This is a genomic window from Microbacterium sp. B35-30, from assembly GCF_010634855.1.
Taxonomy (GTDB): domain Bacteria; phylum Actinomycetota; class Actinomycetes; order Actinomycetales; family Microbacteriaceae; genus Microbacterium.
The window spans coordinates 59879-78789 of record NZ_MWLQ01000023.1 but is presented as its reverse complement, the minus strand read 5'-3'; the positions used below and the strand labels follow the sequence as shown (position 1 = coordinate 78789).

At 72.2% G+C, this 18911-nt stretch carries 11 protein-coding genes; all 11 read right to left on the bottom strand.

Going from position 1 to position 18911, the window contains the following annotated elements:
• Window positions 1-68: 68 nt before the first annotated feature.
• Window positions 69-2183 carry an elongation factor G gene (fusA, locus tag B2K11_RS13680; RefSeq protein WP_163618842.1) on the bottom strand — a complete coding sequence of 705 codons (2115 nt, stop codon included), beginning with the start codon at window positions 2181-2183 and terminating at the stop codon, window positions 69-71.
• A gap of 122 nt (window positions 2184-2305) precedes the next feature.
• Entirely contained in the window at window positions 2306-2776 is a 471-nt protein-coding gene (gene rpsG, locus B2K11_RS13675; RefSeq protein ID WP_055962856.1) for a 30S ribosomal protein S7, read from the bottom strand.
• A gap of 5 nt (window positions 2777-2781) precedes the next feature.
• On the bottom strand, window positions 2782-3150 hold the full coding sequence (gene rpsL / locus B2K11_RS13670; protein ID WP_018171438.1) for a 30S ribosomal protein S12: 369 nt from the start codon (window positions 3148-3150) through the stop codon (window positions 2782-2784).
• Window positions 3151-3521: 371 nt separating this feature from the next.
• Window positions 3522-4127, bottom strand: coding sequence for a hypothetical protein (locus B2K11_RS13665; RefSeq protein WP_163618841.1), 606 nt, complete (start codon window positions 4125-4127; stop codon window positions 3522-3524).
• Window positions 4124-5689 (bottom strand): DUF5684 domain-containing protein, encoded by a 1566-nt coding sequence (locus tag B2K11_RS13660; RefSeq protein WP_163618840.1) that lies wholly within the window; start codon window positions 5687-5689, stop codon window positions 4124-4126. Before B2K11_RS13660 ends, B2K11_RS13665 begins: the two co-directional genes overlap by 4 nt.
• Complete coding sequence (locus tag B2K11_RS13655) at window positions 5686-8235, bottom strand: transglutaminase domain-containing protein (protein WP_163618839.1); 2550 nt, start codon at window positions 8233-8235, stop codon at window positions 5686-5688. The genes B2K11_RS13660 and B2K11_RS13655 overlap by 4 nt, the downstream gene beginning before the upstream one ends.
• Window positions 8232-9677: a DUF58 domain-containing protein gene (locus tag B2K11_RS13650; RefSeq protein ID WP_163618838.1), complete on the bottom strand. Its 1446-nt coding sequence runs from the start codon at window positions 9675-9677 to the stop codon at window positions 8232-8234. Before B2K11_RS13650 ends, B2K11_RS13655 begins: the two co-directional genes overlap by 4 nt.
• The gene (locus B2K11_RS13645; RefSeq protein ID WP_163618837.1) at window positions 9674-10639 is read right to left on the bottom strand and encodes a MoxR family ATPase; all 966 of its coding nucleotides are present in this window, start codon (window positions 10637-10639) and stop codon (window positions 9674-9676) included. The genes B2K11_RS13650 and B2K11_RS13645 overlap by 4 nt, the downstream gene beginning before the upstream one ends.
• Window positions 10640-10696: 57 nt before the next feature.
• On the bottom strand, window positions 10697-16705 hold the full coding sequence (locus B2K11_RS13640; RefSeq protein WP_239526059.1) for an Ig-like domain-containing protein: 6009 nt from the start codon (window positions 16703-16705) through the stop codon (window positions 10697-10699).
• A complete protein-coding gene (locus tag B2K11_RS13635; protein ID WP_163618836.1) occupies window positions 16705-17841 on the bottom strand; it encodes a serine/threonine-protein kinase in 1137 nt (378 codons plus the stop codon). The genes B2K11_RS13640 and B2K11_RS13635 overlap by 1 nt, the downstream gene beginning before the upstream one ends.
• A 345-nt stretch (window positions 17842-18186) precedes the next feature.
• Window positions 18187-18855 (bottom strand): spermidine/putrescine ABC transporter substrate-binding protein, encoded by a 669-nt coding sequence (locus B2K11_RS13630; protein ID WP_163618835.1) that lies wholly within the window; start codon window positions 18853-18855, stop codon window positions 18187-18189.
• Window positions 18856-18911: the final 56 nt, after the last annotated feature.

Here is an 18911-nt window from a genome sequence, read left to right as displayed (position 1 = left end):
CTGGTGATTCTGTGTGAAGTTGTGCCCCCGGGATGCCTCGTCACCGAGGCATCCCAGGAGAAAAGGGCTTACTCGCCCTTGACCTTCTGGATGATCTCGTCAGCCACGGCGCGAGGAACCTCGGCGTAGCTGTCGAACTCCATCGAGTACACGGCGCGGCCCGAGGTCTTCGAGCGCAGGTCGCCGATGTAGCCGAACATCTCGGACAGCGGGACCAGCGCGCGGACGACCTTGACGCCCTGGGCGTCCTCCATGGACTGGATCTGGCCACGACGCGAGTTCAGGTCGCCGATGACGTCGCCCATGTACTCCTCGGGAGTACGCACCTCGACCGCCATGAGCGGCTCGAGGATGACGGGGTTCGCCTTGCGGACGGCCTCCTTGAAGCCCATCGAGCCGGCGATCTTGAACGCCATCTCGGACGAGTCGACGTCGTGCGACGCGCCGTCCGTGAGGATCGCCTTCACGCCCACCATGGGGTAGCCGGCGAGCACGCCGACGGCCATGGCGTCCTGGAAGCCCTGGTTGGTCGGCTCGATGTACTCGCGCGGGATGCGGCCACCGGTGACCTTGTTCTCGAACTCGTACGTCTTGTCGGCCGTGACCTCAAGGGGCTCGAGCGCGAACTGGATCTTCGCGAACTGACCCGAACCACCGGTCTGCTTCTTGTGCGTGTAGTCGTGACGCTCGACGATCTTGCGGATCGTCTCGCGGTACGCCACCTGCGGCTTGCCGACGTTGGCCTCGACCTTGAACTCGCGCTTCATGCGGTCGACCAGGATGTCGAGGTGCAGCTCGCCCATGCCCTTGATGACGGTCTGACCGGTCTCGGAGTTCTGCTCGACGCGGAACGTCGGGTCCTCCTCGGCGAGCTTCTGGATCGCGAGACCCAGCTTCTCCTGGTCGGCCTTCGTCTTGGGCTCGATCGCGACCTCGATGACCGGCTCCGGGAACGTCATCGACTCGAGGACGACCTGGTTGGCGCTGTCGGACAGCGTGTCACCCGTGGTGGTGTCCTTGAGGCCGATGACCGCGTAGATGTGACCGGCGGTGACGGAGTCGACCGGCATCTCCTTGTTGGCGTGCATCTGGAAGATCTTCCCGATGCGCTCCTTCTTGCCCTTGGTCGCGTTGACGACCTGGGCACCGGAGTCGAGGTGACCCGAGTAGACGCGGATGTAGGTGAGGCGACCGAAGAACGGGTGCGTCACGATCTTGAACGCGAGCGCCGCGAACGGCTCGTCACGGTCGGCGTGACGCTCGATGATGACCTCTTCGTTCTTCGGGTCCTTCGCCTCGATGGCGGGGACGTCCAGAGGCGACGGGAGGTAGTCGACGACCGCGTCGAGCATGGGCTGCACGCCGCGGTTCTTGAACGCCGAGCCGCAGAGCACGGGGTAGAGCTCCGAGGCGATGGTGAGCTTGCGGATGGCGCCCTTGATCTCGGCGACCGTGAGGCCCTCACCGCCGAAGTACTTCTCGAGCAGGTGCTCGTCGGACTCGGCGACCGTCTCGAGCAGCTTCTCGCGGTACTCGGCAGCCTTGTCGGCGAGCTCGGCCGGGATCTCCTGGATCTCGTACTTGGCGCCCATGGTCACGTCGCCCTTGGCGTCGCCGGGCCAGACGAGTGCGCGCATCTCGACGAGGTCGATGACGCCGACGAAGTCGTTCTCAGCGCCGATCGGCAGCTGGATGACGAGCGGCTTGGCCTTCAGGCGGTTGACGATGGTGTCGACCGTGAAGTAGAAGTCGGCGCCCAGCTTGTCCATCTTGTTGACGAAGCAGATGCGGGGGACGTCGTACTTGTCGGCCTGACGCCAGACGGTCTCGGACTGGGGCTCGACGCCCTCCTTGCCGTCGAAGACGGCGACGGCACCGTCGAGGACGCGGAGCGAGCGCTCCACCTCGACCGTGAAGTCCACGTGACCGGGGGTGTCGATGATGTTGATCTGGTTCTTGTCCCAGAAGCACGTCACGGCGGCGGACGTGATCGTGATGCCGCGCTCCTGCTCCTGCTCCATCCAGTCGGTGGTGGCAGCGCCGTCGTGCGTCTCGCCGATCTTGTGGTTGACGCCCGTGTAGAACAGGATGCGCTCGGTCGTCGTCGTCTTGCCGGCATCGATGTGCGCCATGATGCCGATGTTGCGGACCTTGTTGAGGTCGGTGAGCACTTCTTGTGCCACGGGGTGTCCTTACGGGTTGAAAGTGATTCGGGGGCGTTTCGTCTCGCTTCGCTCGCTCAACGACCGAGATCTCCGGTCGTTGAGCGAGCGAGGTACGAGCGAGACGAAACGCGCGAAGTGGATTACCAGCGGTAGTGCGCGAAGGCGCGGTTCGACTCGGCCATCTTGTGGGTGTCTTCGCGGCGCTTGACCGCGGCACCCAGGCCGTTCGAGGCGTCCAGGATCTCGTTCTGCAGACGCTCGGTCATCGTCTTCTCACGACGACCCTTCGCGTAGCTGACGAGCCAGCGCAGCGCCAGCGTGTTGGCGCGGTGAGGCTTGACCTCGACCGGCACCTGGTAGGTCGAGCCACCGACACGGCGGCTCTTGACCTCGAGGGTCGGGCGCACGTTGTCGAGCGCCTTCTTGAGCGTGGCGACGGCATCCTGGCCGTTCTTCGCCTCGACACCCTTGAGGGCGGTGTACACGATCGACTCGGCGATCGACTTCTTGCCGTCGACGAGGATCTTGTTCACCAGCTGGCTGACGATGGGTGCGCCGTATACCGGGTCGTTGACGACGGGGCGCTTCGGGGCGGGTCCCTTACGAGGCATCTTGCTTAGCCCTTCTTCGCGCCGTAGCGGCTGCGAGCCTGCTTACGGTTCTTGACTGCCTGGGTGTCGAGCGCACCGCGGACGATCTTGTAGCGGACACCGGGGAGGTCCTTCACACGACCGCCACGCACGAGCACGAGCGAGTGCTCCTGCAGGTTGTGGCCCTCGCCGGGGATGTACGCGGTGACCTCGGTGCCGTTGCGGAGCTTGACACGGGCGACCTTGCGCATCGCCGAGTTCGGCTTCTTCGGGGTGGTGGTGTACACACGGGTGCAGACACCCGCCTGCTGCGGGTTCGCCTTGAGCGCCGGCGCCTTGGTCTTCGAGACCTTGGGCGAGCGACCCTTGCGAACCAACTGCTGAATGGTTGGCACGTTCTCTCCTTGTCGTCTGCGCGGTTGTGGCGCGCAGCTGCTGCACGGTGACAGCGTCGTGGTCTCCCCCGCCGCATCCGGATCTTGCGATTCATGACGCTGCGGGCTCACGCGGACCCACCGACGCGGCAGAATTACTGACGCGCTTTCGCTGGTGGGTATGCCGTGGGGGTGGCCTGTTCGCAGGCCGTTCCCTGAGATGCGGCGCCCACACCATCGTCCGCACCGAGGCACGGTCGATGGCGCGCGTGAGCGCACACCCGATCCATGATACGTGGGTTTCGGGGGTCGGGCAAACGCGCAAGCACGCCGCGGGCCGAACGTGGCCGCGACACGCCGCCCCGGGCGCCAGATCGCCCCCGCTGAGTACGTCAGCCGACGGTCAGCAGAACCACGAGTGACACTGCGACGACGGCCGCGAGAACGGATGCCGCGGCTACCACCACGATCGCCCGACGGCGTCGGCGGCGCCGCCGGCCATCCTCGGCGGCGGCCGTGTCGATGTACGTCTGCGGTGCGCGGGGGCCGGGCTCGGCTCGCGTTGCGTTCGCCGCCGGCACCTGGCGCGCGCGGTACGCGGCCGCGTCGACCTGCGGACGCGACGCGACGCGGCCGTGCCACGCGGACGCGCCGGTGCGGGCGGGGCCCGCCGGGCGATCGTCGGCGTCGCCTGCGTCGGCGGGTGCGCTGCGGCGAGGGCCGACCGGTCCCGATGCGGTCGCCGCCTGGGTGGTCAGCTCGGACGCCTGCGGCCCCGCGGAGCGGGACGACACGGCGGTGATGTCGACGTCGGCCGGAAGCGCGGTGGATCGGCGCGGGGCCGCGTCGGACGGCGCGGGGGCACCGGCATCCGTCGTCCCGGCTCGTGCCCGCCTGCTGGGGAGGGTCCGGTCGTCCGGAGCGTCGTCGGCGGACGGTCCAGCGGCCGCCGTCGCGCGCCGCGAGAGGGCCGTGCGCTCGTCGTCGGGATCGATCACCCGTCGCTCCGCCGCAGCCGGACCTCCGCGTCACCCAGCAGGAACCGGTCCCCGGCCTCGACCTCTTCGCCGGCGGGCGCTTCGACCTCGGTGCCCATCACCGTCGCGAACAGCACGCCGTTGGTGGAGTCGAGGTCCGTGACGTACCAGCGGTCGTCGCGCAGCGTCAGCCGGGCGTGCGTCTTGGAGACGGTGCCGTCGTGGATCGACACCAGCTGCGCGGCAGGGAAGTCGGGGTCGCCCGCCGGGCGCCGGCCGAGGATCACGACCTCGGCCGACAGGGCGACCGGCTCGCCGGTCGGCGGGACCAGGGTCCAGTCGGTGCGCTTGCGGCGGGCGATGATCGTCTCGTCGAGCACGTCCTGCTCGTCGGGGATCTCGGGCTTGCCGTGGAAGGACGACACCGACGTCCGCGCGGAGCGGGGCGCGCCGGCATCCGGTGCGCCGGCGATCGCCGACACGGGACCGGATGCCTCGGGGAATGCGTCGCCCTCGCTCATCGGCGAGCCTGCCGGCGCCCAGGGCTCGGCGCTGTCGTCGACCACACTGTCGCCGGGGACACGGTCAGCGGCCGGCACCCGCATCACGGGCGGGCGCGTGAGGTGCTCGCCCGTCGTCGACCCCTCGGGGGCCGCGAACGGGCCCGACGCGGAGGCGGGCGCGAAGGTGGACGCGGACGCGGAGGCGGAGGCGGGCGCGGGAGCGGACGGCACGGCCGAGATGGGCCCGGGAGCACCGGGCACCGCACCGGTGACCTCGGCGCTGCGGTCGGTCGTGTCGAGGACGAAACCCTTCCAGGGGTCGGGAAGAGCGCCGGCGTCGGCCTGCGCTGCTTCGTCGCCGGAGGAGTCGAGAGGAGCGGAGGAGACGGGGGCGGCGGCGACCGGACCGGCGACACCGGGGCTCGGCGCGACAGGACGGCCGGGAAGCGGCGGAGGCGTCCAGCCGCCTGCCGGCGGCGCGACGTCAGCTGCGGCGGGTGCGCTGGGCGTGGCGGCGGGGGGCGGAGGCGCGTACGCGGCCGGAGCGAAGCCGGCGGCGGCGGGCGATGCGGGCGGGAACACGGCCGGCTCACCCGCGCGCGAGGCGGGAGCGGGGAACGGCGGCAACGGCGGCAACGGCGGAAGGCCGGGCGCCTCGGCCGATGCCCGGCGGACGCCGCCGCCGCGGGGGCCGCGGGACGAGGCATCCCGTCCGACCCATCGGGCACTTCCCCACCCGACGATCGACGCCCACACCGGGAAGAGCAGAACCCCGACCACCGTCATGCCGGCCCCGAACCCGAACGCCACGCTGACGCGGTAGAGCGCGATCGCGAAGACCACCAGGAACGCGATGTTCACGATCGGGACGAACGCCAGGAGCACCAGCCACGGCGAGAGCCCCGCCAGCTGCAGCAGGACGACGATGTTGAGGATCGGCACCCAGGCCTTGAAGGGCTCCACACCGGACTTGCGGAAGACCGCCGACAGAGCGAGCGCCATCCAGACGTAGACACCGGCGAACAGGAGCAGGCTGATCAGCGTGCCGAAGACGGCCGCGGTGGCATCGGTGGCGTTCATGGCATGGGACGCACGGGCAGAGCCCGCCGTCTCCCCCTCTCGGAGAATCGGCTGCGGACGCCCGCCTCGGGCGCCAGTGGGCGGAGCAACGATCTCAACGATACGGTCGCCAGGGCTCCGCGCCAGAACCCATTCTGGCGGCGCAGCGTCCGCCGCTCCGCGTCGACGGCGTCCCAGTACCGCCGGGCTTCGTCGGCCGACAGCTCGGCGCGCGAGAACACCGCACGGTCGGCGGTGTGCGCGAGCTCGTCGCCGGCGGGGGTCGCGAACGCGGCGGCCAGCTCGGTGCGGGTGAGCGCGCGGGATGCCGTGCGCCCCGTGTCGACGGCGGCGTCGACGTATTCGTCCCAGCCGCCGGCGATCCGGGCGGAGGGGGCCCCGGCGCGTCGGCGGGATCGGCGGCGGGCGGCCTTGGTTCCGATCACGATGAGGAAGGGACCGAACGCCAGGGCCAGCACGAGCAGCGCGATGCCGGCGATCCGCAACGTCGGCCAGAGCCACGCGAGGTCGAGGCCCGAGCCGTCCTCGGGGGTGCGCTCCTCGCCGGAGTCCTCCTGTGCGGGGTCCGGCGGCACGACCTCCTCCACGGCGTCCGGGCGCACCTCGGTCACGTTCTCGGGATCGCGCTGCTCGGTCACGTCCAGGCTCGGCGACACGGCGTACTGGGGCGTCACGTCGACGGCGACCCACTGCCCGCCGGCCGACTGCACCTCGGTCCACGCGGTCAGGTCCTGCGCCCCGCACGCTCCGTCGTCGCATGTGGCGAGCCCCGGCTCGGCCGACGTCAGCCGGGCGCCGAGCACGACGCGCGACGGGAAGCCGAGCTCTCGCGCCATGAGCGCCACCGCGACCGCGAACTGCTCGTCGTCGCCGATCGCCGCGACGAAACTGCGGGGCCCCGTGCCTTGCTGGTCGGTCTCTCGCTCGAGCAGGCGGGCGTACATGGTGTCGACCCGAGCCAGCGAATGCCCCGAGGCGCTCGGCTGGAACGTGTAGTCGGGGAGCGCGGCGGCCCATGCCGGCACCTGGTCGCCGCGGGACAGGCCGTGGCTGAGATAGCCGCGCTCCCGGAGCAGCGAGACCAGGCCCGCGAGGGCGGCGCCGCCGGAGCCCGTCACATGCTCGTCCATCCACGCCCGCAGGTTGTCGGGCGCGGCGACACCCCCCGGGCTGCCGGGCGCCTCGAGCTCGGCGAGGTCCGCGGTCGGCGGCTCGACCCCGCGCACGACGTAGCTGTCGCCCGCCTCGAGGCCTCCCCCGGCGGTCTGCACCCCGGCTGATGCGGCGGCGTTGTAATAGAACCGATCGGCGAGCGACGCCGACCTGTCGCCGGCGAACTGGATGGCAGAGAGCCGGCCGGCTGTGGGCATCCAGATCCCGTCCCACGCGTCGATCTCGACGCGCGCCTCGACGACCTCGCCCTCACCGGCGTCGAGCGCCGACGGCACGCGCACGAACCGCCCCGCGTCGACGGCGCCCTCGCCGCCCGAGCGGTAGACCTGCCCGTCGTACGCGTCGAGGGTGGCGATCCGGACGCGCTCGGGCAGCGCGCCCGCAGATCCGTCGGCCACGGGCTCCACCGTGAACAGGACCTCGTCGGCGCGGTCGTCGGTGAACAGCGCACGGTACTGCGCCAGCGGACTCACCTCGGCCGACAGGTCGATGTCGGGGCCCACCGCCGAGCGCAGCACGTCGCGCTCGGCGCCGCGGGCGGCGAACGGCACCACCGCCACTGCGAGCACCAGCGCACCCGCGACCATGCCGGCGCCGAGCGCCGTGCGACGGCGGTCGGCGCCGGTGGGGCGGCGCGAGATGCGCACGCCGCTGGAGGCCGCCGCGCGCTGCAGCGCGCGGACCCGCTCGTCGTGCGTGCGCCACGCGAGCCACAGCAGGCAGGTGGTGAGACCGGCGATGCCGACAGCCGTCTCTACGGGGGCGTACAGCGTGACGGGGCCGAGCTGCAGCGGCGCGCTCACCGTGGTGCGTCCGAAGAACAGGCCGAAGGTCACCATGCCGAGCGCCACGGGGACCGCGGCGTAGGCAGCCCGGTCGTCGCGCCAGGCCAGCAGCAGCACCAGGCACGTGCCGACGAGGAAGACGACGAGTGCGGGCACCAGCAGGTTGCGATACGAGCCGACGGGCAGCTCGACGGTGACGAGGTCCTTCCACCCCAGCACGAGCCCGGTCGCGACCTCGCCCAGCCCCCGGAGAAGGTCGTCGGGCGCGCCGAGGCGCGAGGGCACCGCCAGCGGCACACCGAGCAGGAACACGGCGGCGGCGAGCGCAGCCGCGACGATCCAGCCGCTCCACCGCCGCCACCACGCCACCGCCGCGATCCCGCCGCCCACGAGGGTTCCGACGGCGACCAGGAGCGCGAAGGCACCGGAGCGGTAGATGGGCCAGGCGGCGACCGCGGCGACGGCTGCGATCAGCACCGCGAACGCGATTCCCACCCAGATGCGCGGCACCAGCCGCGGCGCGGGGGCTTCGGCGGCGGTGCGCGGGGCGGCCGCCGCGCTCACCGGCACGTCGATCGGCCCGCTCACGACGTCGCTCCCCGCAGGAGGAGACCGGCGAGGTCGTCCAGGGTGCCGACGGTGAGCACCGTCATGCCCGACAGCTGCTGCATCCGCGGGTGGGCGCGCTCGTCGCAGACGAGGCCGACGACCGCCGTGTCGGCCGAGAACGCCAGCGCCGCCTGCTGAAGTCGGTTGAGCGGCACTCGCGAGCCCACGACCACGAAGGCGATCGACAGGCGCTCGCCCGACTCGGCGGTGAGCCGGCACACCTCCCCCACCGGCATGGTGCTCTCGATCAGGTCGATGCCGCTGAACCCGTCGAGCATGGGGCGGGGCGCCGCGGCCGGGATGCGGCGGATGGCGCGGAGCCGCCCGCGCACCACCCGAGGGATCTCCGAGCCGGTGACGATCTGCACGTCGCGGGCGTCGTGCACCGCGCGCAGGCCGAGCGAGGCGGCACAGGACACGGCGAGCTCGAACTCGTCGGCATCCGCGTACTCGCCCTCGGCCACCGCGAGCACCACCGCCATGTGCGAGCGCCGCGACTCCTCGTACTGGCGCACCATGAGGCGCCCGGTCTTGGCCGTCGAGCGCCAGTGGATCTGCCGGCGCGAGTCGCCCGGCACGTACTCGCGGATGGCGTGGAACGACATGTCGGCGTCGACGAGCCGCCGCGTCGGGGCGCCCTCGAGGTCGCGGATCAGCCCCGCGCTCGTCGACGGCAGCGCGGTCGTGCGGGGGTGGACGTAGAGGTCGTGCACGTCGGCGAAGGAGTGCTCGCGGCGCAGCAGCCCGACCGGGTCGCTGCGGACGGTGGTCGCCGGCCCGACCGTCACGATGCCGCGGCGGAGGCCCGGGATGTCGAGCGGCTGCTCGACGGTGTGCCCCGGGCGCAGCAGCGGCACCCCGAACTCCACCAGCCCCGCACCCACCGCGACGTCGATGCGTCCCGGCAGGGCGACGCGGTGACTCTCGTTCCGCACCACGATGCGCCCGCTCACGCCGTCGCCGGCGACGATGCGCTCGTGGGTGAGCGTGAGGTCGACGTCGTAGGCGCGGGCGCCGAAGAGGAACGGCACGGCGGCGATCAGGAGGAGGACGGATGCCGCGCCCGCGACCATGAACTCCACCCAGCCGAAGGCGATGCCCAGGACGAGACCCGCCGTCCCCGCCACCGCGGCCAGGGCGCCTGCGGGCCGGATCGTACGCGCCGACCAGACGGCGGCAGCCCCGATGGCGGTGGAGGCTGCCCGCCACGCGCCCGTCCCCCACACGGCCGCGCGCACGAACGCGCGCCCGCGGCGCGGCGCCACACTTGTCGCGGAGCCCGTGGCGGTGGAGGTCAGGTGGGTGCGGCCCTCCGTCGCGGTGGACGAGACGGTGCGGGTGATGCGCGCATCCAGGGTGCCGGTGCCGCCGCGCCGGCGCTCACCAGACCCTGAGGTACCGCCCGGACGGTCGGCGCTCATACCGCTTCGCGTCTCGAGGGCGGAGCCACGTCCAGCAGCACCTGGCCGACCACGGTCTCCTGCGTCACGCCGTCGAACTCGGCCTCGGGGTGCAGGATCAGCCGGTGCGAGAGCACGGGCACCGCGAGCGTCTTGACGTCGTCGGGCGTGGCATAGGTGCGCCCCTGCGAGGCGGCGCGGGTGCGCGCGGCGCGGGTGAGCGCGAGCGCGCCGCGGATGCTGACGCCCAGGCGCACCTCGTCGGCGGTGCGCGTGCCGTCCACCAGCCGTGCGATGTAGTCGAGCACGAGGGCGTCGACATACACCTGGGCCGCGAGATCGGCCATGCCGACGAGGGCCTGCGGCGTGATGATCGGCGTGAGGTCCGCCGTCGCGATGGCTGCGCCGTCGAGGATGCGAACGGTCGCGGCGTGATCGGGGTACCCGAGAGAGGTGCGCATCATGAAGCGGTCCAGCTGCGCCTCGGGCAGGCGGTAGGTGCCGGCCTGCTCGACGGGGTTCTGGGTCGCGAGCACGAGGAACGGCACGCCGGCCTCACGCGAGACGCCGTCGATCGTGACGCGGCCCTCCTCCATCACCTCGAGCAGCGCCGACTGCGTCTTGGGGCTCGCCCGGTTGATCTCGTCGGCGAGCACGATGTTGGCGAAGATGGGGCCGGCGTGGAACTCGAACACCCCCTCCTTCTGGTCGTACACGCTGAGTCCGGTGATGTCGCTCGGCAGGAGGTCGGGGGTGAATTGAATACGCGTGTTCGCGCCCTGCACGGACTGCCCCATCGCCCGCGCGAGGGAGGTCTTGCCGGTTCCCGGCACATCCTCGAGCAGCACGTGCCCGTCGCTCAGCATCGCGGTGAGCACGAGTTCGACGACGTGGCGCTTGCCCAGCACGGCACGCTCGACATTGTCGGCGATCTGCCCGAACGTCTGCGCGAACCAGTCGGCCTGCTCCTGCGTGATCGTCATGTCGTGTCTCGTCCTCTGTGGCGGGGGATGGTCGTGATGAGCGGTGGATGCCGGCGGTCAGGGCGTCGGGCCGGGTGGGGGGTTGCCGTTGTTCGGCTGGCAGTCGGCCTTGAAGGTCGTGCTCACGGGCGCGAGTCCCCAGCCCTGGGCGTCCCAGTTGACCGAGACGGCGATCCCCTCGACCCGCACCGCGCCGATCGGCACGGTCCACGTCCCCGGCTCGGAGGTCAGCAGCCTCTCCTGGTCGTTGAAGTAGCGCAGCCCGGCGTTGCCGAACGTGAACGCGGCGGACGAGCCGTCCGGCGCGTTGGACGAGCGGCCGCGATAGGCCAGGTCGCTCCCGCCGACGCACGAGGTGACCTCCCACGTCGCCTGCACCTGGTACGGCGCGCTGCCGGCGCGCGGCGTCACCGTCGCCCAGCCCGTGGCGGTCCCCCACCAGTCGTGGACGTAACGGACCTGGATGCCGGGGCTCTGGCCGACCACCGACGTCGAGCCGTTCCAACCCGAGAACTCGGGGTGGTTGCGGTTGGGGATCCTCTCGGTGGTGGTGGGCTCGGCCCGGATGATCCAGTCGGCGCGCTGTCCGTTCACGTTCGGGGTGGCGTCGACCGCGAACGTCCAGCCCTGCGGTGCCCTGCCGGACTGCTGCGCGCGCACGCTGGCCGACGTCTCGGCCCGCCCGTAAGACCTGTCGTCCACGTACGACTCGACGCACACGCGGTACGTGTACTCATCGCCGTCCGCCACCGAGAACGTCGCGGTCGAGCCGGTCGCAGCCACCGTGCAGCGCTCACCGTCGCGCACGATGCCGTAGCGCAGGCTCGACCCGTCGCCGTTGAGCACGGCCGAGGCGTTCGCGGTGATCGTCGCCGTCTCGTCGCCGTTCGACACCGAGCTGAGCGTCAGCTGCGGCGACAACGGGCTGCCGACGCCGTTCGCCTGCACCGTCGCGGAGGCGCCGGAGGCACTGCCGCCGAGCCCGGGCGGCAGCTCGAACCGCGAGTACGGCGTCACGGTGACCAGCGAGGCGGTGTTGCTGCCGACGCGGTACCCCGGCACCTCGACGCGCGTCTGGTTGCCGTTCACCGGCACCCGCACCACCTCACCCGCGGGGCTCGAGATCTCGAGGCTTCCGGTCTCGCCCGTCTCGATGCCGTCGATGACGAGCGACACGATGCCGCCGGCGCCGTCGCCGGTGACCACGGGCGCCGCCGTGACGCTCGTCGGTGCGAGCGGCGCGTCATACGCCCAGGCCGTCGTGCGGACGCTGCCCTTCGACTCGCCCACGCCGTTCACCGCCCACGCCTCGTAGGTACGCTGCTCGCCGTTCGGGGCGGCGATCGTCGGGCAGACGCCGTCGGCGCCGCAGCGGGCGACCTCCTGGCCGCCGGAACGGATGACGAACCCCGAGAGCGCCGGATACGCCAGGCGCGCCTCCCCCGGGTCGACCCGCAGCGTGACGCTGCCGTCGGCATATGCCGTCTGGGTGATACTCGCCGGCGGCTTCGGGTAACCCAGCAGATCCAGCATCACGCGGCCGTCGCGCTCGGCGTTCGTGACCCGGCCCTGGGCATCCCGGACCGAGAACGTGGCGGTGCACGTCGCCCCCGGGGCATCCGTCGTCCATGTGGCCGTGATCGACGTCGCCGAGGCGACCTGGAAGCCCACGCCGGCGCACGCTCCCGTCGACTGCACGTCGGCCACCTCCAGCGGTGTGCGCGGCAGCGGGTTGACCTCGCCGCCTGCGCCGATCACCGGGATGGTGCACGACGATCCCGCCGCCTGCGAGCACTGCTGGACGACCGAGCCGCCCTGCGGCAGCGTCGAGGGCGCGGCGCCGACGCGGAGGATGAGGCGCGCCGGCGTCACCGAGGGGTGGCTGGTGACCGACACCAGCACCACCTCCTCCGAGCCGGGAACGGCACGGTCGGCGCCCGTCACCGTCAGGCTGGAGCCGTCCTGCGTCACCTGGAACGCGGTGCCCGCGTGCTCGGTCGCATAGACGATGCCGTCCCAGTCCTCGCGCAGCTGCCAGGTGGTCATGTTCTTCAGGTCGAACGTCGCGGTCTCGCCGGGTCCGACCGTGATCGAGCCGGGTCGCAGCTCGGGCTGCGGATCACGCGGCTGCACGACGATCGGCACCGAGAGGAACGTCCACTCCTCGTCGCCCGCCAGCCTCACCGGCACCTGGCAGGCGTCCACCCACGGCGCACCCGCACCCGCGTCGTAGCGCACGACCGCACCGGACTCGACGGCGCAGGCCGCCTCGCCGCGGGCGCCCGAGGCGCGCACCTCGTCGCCGATCTCGATCGACGTGCCCCGTGGCCGCGCCACCAGGCTCGCCATGTCGAACGTCGTCGATTCGAGCTCGGCGACCTCGGGGGATGCCGCACCCGCGCGGAGCGTCAGCGCCAGGTCGTCGTCACCCGGCACGCGCAGGAACCCGTACGAGGTCACCTCGCCCGACGCGCCGTCGCCGGTCACGGCGAACGGGATGAGCCGGGTGGTGGCGGGCAGCGCGCCGCGGAGGCGCGAGCCCTGCACCGACACCCCCGCGGGATCGCCCCACAGCGAGAGCTCGAGGTCGTCGACGTCGCCGCCCGACCACGCGACCTTTCCGGCCATCACGTCGACGCCGCGGGGGAAGTCCTCGCGGCTCTCGACGGTCAGGGCGGTGTCGGCGACGACCGGGTAGTCGGGCACGCTCTCGCGCACCACGCGGACCACGATGAGGCCGCGCCCCGTGTTGCCCGACGACGACTCCACGTCGTAGAGGAACGACATCGTCGCCGGTTCGTCGCCGGCCGCGATCCGCACCGTCGCGTCGTCGACGTCGACGATCTGCTCGCGCAGGCGCGCGTACTCGGGGTTATCGCTGCCGTCGACGAGGGTCGCCGGCACGTCGGGACGGATGTCGGTGACGCGCAGCTCGCCCATGGTCGGGTCGACGTCGTTCGAGAGCGGACTGACGCGGACGGCGTTGCCGTCGCCGGCCTGCACCTGCACGTAGTCGGTGAAGGTGACCGGACTCGGGTTGGCCTCGGTGTCGAGCACGCCGACCCGCACCGTGCCCTCGGCGGTCTCGCCGAACGCGTCCACGACGCGGTAGCGGAACGACACCTGCCCACTGTCCCCCGGCACGCTCGTGTACATGATCGACGCCCCGTCCGCGGTGACCGTCGCGGCACCCCGCTCGGGCTGGGCGACGATGCGGTCCAGGGTCACGACATCGCCGTCGGGATCCATGCCGAAGCCGTCGAAGTCGATGAGCGCGGACTGTCCGCTCAGCACCCGGCCCTCCAGCGTGTCGGCCGTCGGAGCGCGGTTGGCGTCGGCGTCGATCACCTGCACCCGGACCTCCGCCGTGTCGGCGAGCGCCGGCGCGCCGGTGGTGAAGACCGAGTACTCGATGCCGTAGTCGCCGGGCTCCTCGGGCGCGAGGTAGCGCAGCAGGTCGCCCGACGCGAAGGCCAGCGCGTCGTCGGAGGACGACCGCACCGAGGCCGGGTTGAGCGTGGGCAAGCCGCCCGACGGGGCGATGTCGTTGGCGAGCACCGGGATGTCGATCTGCGCGCCCGCGCGCACCACGACGGTGTCGTGGACGGCGATCGGCGCCAGCTCCGGCGCAGGCGGGAGCAGGTACACCGTCGCCTCGCCCTGGACGCTCGCGCCGGCATCCTCGGTGCCGTCGCTCACCACGTACGAGACGGTGCCCAGCCGGCCGGCGGCGCCGTCCGCGGTCGTTCCCGAGACCCGGAGGTGGTTCTGCCCGACCGCGTCGACCGAGAGCGTGGCGCCGTCGTCCGCGCGCGCGGCGACATCGCTCAGCAGCAGCACACGCCGCGTCGGGTTCGACACCGCGTCGAAGACCTCCAGCGTGGCGTCCTGCTGAGGGTGCACGAACGCGACCACCGGCGAGGTCGCGAGCTGCGCCGGTGCATCGGCGGGCAGCAGGGTGATGCGCGCGGTGCCGGTCGCCTCGCTGACGCCGTCGGACACCGTGAAGTCGACGCGGAACGTGCCGGGCTGCTGGGCCGTGAAGTCGAACGAGGTCGAGCCGCCGGCCACGGTCGCCGTGGCGGCGGCGTCATCGAGCACGCGCACCGAGGCCAGCGACAGCGTGCCCGCGGTGCCGGTGACATGGTCGGCCACGTCGACGGTGATGCCCGACGCGACCGTGTCCGTGACGGCGAACGACTGCGCGGCCAGCTGCGGCTGCGGCGACACCTTCACGATCAGCGGCTTCACGGCCGTCTGTCCCTGCGTGTCGGCGACGGTCACGGCGAGCTCGATGAGCTCCTCCCCGCCGTCGCCGGCATCGCTGTGCTGGTAGACGACGTCGCCGCCGGGCGTCGCCGCGACGCTTCCGGGCCCCGTCACGTTCTCGACCGAGAGCAGCAGCAGCGGGTCGCCCTCCGGATCGACCCAGCCCGGGAGCACCGGCACCGTCACCGTGCCGCCGCGCGCGACCTCGGGCTGAGGCCATTGCACCAGGCACCGCTCGACCCCGCACCATTCCGGCGCTGATCGGGCCGCGGCATCCGCCACGGTCAGGGTGACCGTCGTCGCCTCCGACATGAGGCCGTTCTCGGCCGTGCCGTCGGCGACCGCGTACGAGAAGGTGGCGGAGCCCGTCACACCGGGCTGCACACGCACCGCGAGCCGCTGGTCGGCGTCGGTCACCGTCACGGTGCCGAAGGCCGGATCGAGTCCCGTGACCGACTTCGGGTCGATGGTGAGCACGTCCTCGTTGGGGTCGTGGTCGTTCATGAGCACCGGCAGCGAGACGAGCGCGCCGGCGCGCACGCCGAAGGCGTCCGGCTCGGCGATGGGCGGCTTCGGGTCGAGCATGACCTGCAGCTGCTCCCCGCTCGGCACCGCGTCGGGGTCGGTGCGGTCGTCGAGGCTCCAGTCCTGGCTCGACGTGATGAGCGCGCCGTCCGGCACCGACCACGCCCACCCGGAACGCGTGTCGTTGAGGATCACGGCGGAGTCGCTCGCGACGAACACCGGGCGGACGTCGTCGGCCAGCGACTCGGCGCCGTAGTCGAGCACCACTCCCCCGCCGCCCGAGCGCCACAGCTGCCCGCCGGCGTCGCCGGTGCCCAACCAGGCGGCGTACGTCTCGCCGTCGTGCGTGATCGGCTGCGCGGGGGTGCCGAGCACCGGCCCGTTCCCGCCCCCGACCTCGGTCGTCATGTCCGAGCCGTCGGCCGGCACCCGCACAAGGCTGGTGTCGTCGGCGAGGTAGACGTCGGTGCCGCGGGCAGCCGGTGCGCCGACCACGACGGTGCCGGCGATCGGCGCCCGGGCCGCGGCGTCCTGCCCCCGCAGCCACACGTCGCCGTCCTCCGTGTCGACGACGGCCCACGTGTCGCCCGCGGCCGTGATGGCCGGCACGGCCAGCCCATCGTCGTCGAGCGCGTCGCGGGCGCGGACCTCGCCATCACCGACGTGGTAGCGCAGCACCGAGCCATCGTCGCGCGAGTAGGCGAACAGCATGCCGCGGTCGTCGACCGCGATCGCGTCGGCGGTGTACTGCGGGGTGTCGTCGTCATCGGTGCGGAACGGGTCGAGCTGCGTCGACGAGCCGCTCGACAGGCGCCCCGCGAAGACGGCGCCCGAATCGGTCAGATATGCGACGTAGTCCCCCGCCGTCACCACCTCGGTCGTGCCGGGCGGTGTCCTCTGCGACGCCTGCAGCGCCTCTTCGTCGAGGTCGGCGGGCATCGCCGCGTCGATGCGCGTGAGCGTGCTGAAGCTGTCGCTGAACAAGTACGCGGCATCCCCCGTCTGCACGACCTGGTCGGGATTGCTGATGCTGCGGACGGTGTCGAGCTCACCCACCGACGTGTTGACCCGCGCGTAGCGGCGGCCGTCGCCGGTCTGCAGCGCCCACACCGCGGTGTCGACGTCGGGCGTCTCCTGCGCGTCGAGCCCGGGCCACACGATGCTGACCCCGACGACCGCGGCCACGACCGCCCCGGCGGCGATGAAGCCCATGATCGTGCCGCGACGCACCGGCGTCGTGCTGCGCGCCGACGGCCCGGTGCCGCGGGCCATCAGAGAACCCCCGCCGCAAGGAGGGTCACGACGACCGCGCCGGCGCCCACGACGACTCCGGCGCCGATTCCGACGACCCAGGGCACGGCGCCGCGTCCGCGCCGTGCGGGCGCCGAGATCTCGGTGTCCTCGTCGCGCGCGAGCGCTGCGACCCCGCTGCCGGCGCGCGCCTTGCGCGTGAGATCGCGCTCGATGTGCGAACGCGCGGGGCCGCGCAGCGCCGAGTCGCCGAAGTCGACGGGCCCGGATGCCGGGGACCACTCCGCGTCGGGGATCTCGAGCGGCGTCGGCGACAGGCCGAGCCCCGCCTGCACCTCGCGCAGCGCCTCGCCGAGCGCACGGGCAGAGTCGTACCGGCGACCGGGGTCGCGGCTCATCGCGGTCGCGAGCACGCTCTGCAGCGCGGCGGGGACGTCGGTGCGCGGGATCTCGACGTACGTGGCACGGGCGATGCGCCGCCGCAGCAGGTCCTTGGTGTTCTGGCCGCGCTCGCGCCGCTCGAACGGACTGTGGCCCGCGAGCAGCGAGTACACGGTCGCTCCGAGGCTCCACACCTCGCTCGTGACCGTGCCGCTGGTCTGCTCGGCGACGACTTCCGGCGAGCTCCACGGGATCGACATCGCGAGCACCTCCCCGCCGCTCTTGCGCTGCAGCGAGGCCGAGATGCCGAAGTCGGCGAGCACCGGAGTGCCGAAGGTCGTGATGAGGATGTTGCTGGGCTTGACGTCGCGGTGGATGAGCCCGGCGCGATGCGCCGACTCGAGTGCGCTCGACATGCGCACGCCGATCGCGAGCACCTCCTCGACGGGGATGCGCTCCACCCGGTAGCGCTGCGCGAGCGATCCCGGGCAGTACTCCATCACGATGTAGGGGCGCCCATCGGCGGAGATGCTCGCCTGGTAGACCGTCACGATCGAGGGGTGGGCCGACAGGTGCGCCAGCACGTCGGCCTCGGCGTTGAACATGCGCCGCAGCTCGGGGTCACGCACGTCGCTCGGCATGACCTTGACCGCGACGTTGCGGCGGGGCATGTCCTGCTCGTACAGGAAGACGTCGGCGAATCCGCCGGAGCCGAGCGGGCGGATATAGGCCAGCCCGGGAAGGATCGGGGGCGCCGAGGGAAGCCGTGTGGCCACCACACCTCCCCCGCAGTCCGCTACCTTGACACGACCCGTGCCGCGCTGGCGGCAACAAACCTGGCCATGCTAACAAAACCACTTCCGAGCACGCGCCGCTAACCGGTCTGTGGAATACGCCGCGGCCAGGCAAGTCCTGCCGGACTCGAAAGCTGGTGTGCCGAAAGTCGGGTCCGTCAGCTGACACGCCGGGCCGAGGCATCCGTCACCGGCGCGCCGCCGTCACCGACCCGACTTTTCGCACGCGAGCGCTCGCACCGGACACACGGACCGGACACACGGACCCGGGCCTCACGGACCGGGCTTACGGGGCCAGAAGCGCGCGGGGCGACCTCGGGGCCGGGCTCACTCCAGGCGGGGGGCGTCGCCGGGGTCGTGCGGGTCGAAAGGTGCGTCGAGCGACTTGGTGAGGTCGGCGAGCATGGCCTCGATCTGCGGCTCGACGAACTCGCTGACCGCGGCCTGGATGCGCAGCCGGTGGTGCAGCAGGATCGTGCACACCTCGCGCCCGACCATGTTGGCGTAATCGTCCGCGAGGCCGACCTCCTGCCGGAGCGCCGCCTTCGCCTCGTCGGTGAGCGGCGGCAGCGCCGGGACGTGTGCGTCGGCCTCTTCGGCGAGTCCGGCGATCGTGAAGAGGAAGGGCGCGCCCGGCACCGGGTCGGGATCCAGCGGCAGCCCTTCGAACTCGGGGTCGAGCCCTTCGCCGGGTCGATAGCTGCGCGCGCGGTTGCGGGCCGCCTGCTGATCGAGCTCGCCCTGCAGCATCGGCAGGTTCAGCGCCGTGTACTCGGCCACGGAGCGGTCGACGATCGTCTTGATCCGGGTCGAGAGGCCGTGCTGCACGCCGTGCGGGACGTCGGCTCCGAGACCGGCAGCCGACAGCACCGGCGACCCGAAGCAGCGGCGGCACGGAGCGGTCCGGCCGCGGTGCGTCGCAGGCTCCCATCGCGGCAACCACGCGAGCCAGGCGTCCACCGCCTGGCTGACTTGGGTCTCGAGCGACCGCTCCACCCGCTCAACGCTAGTACCCGGCATCCGTTCACGCCCGGATCAGCGCGGATTTCCGC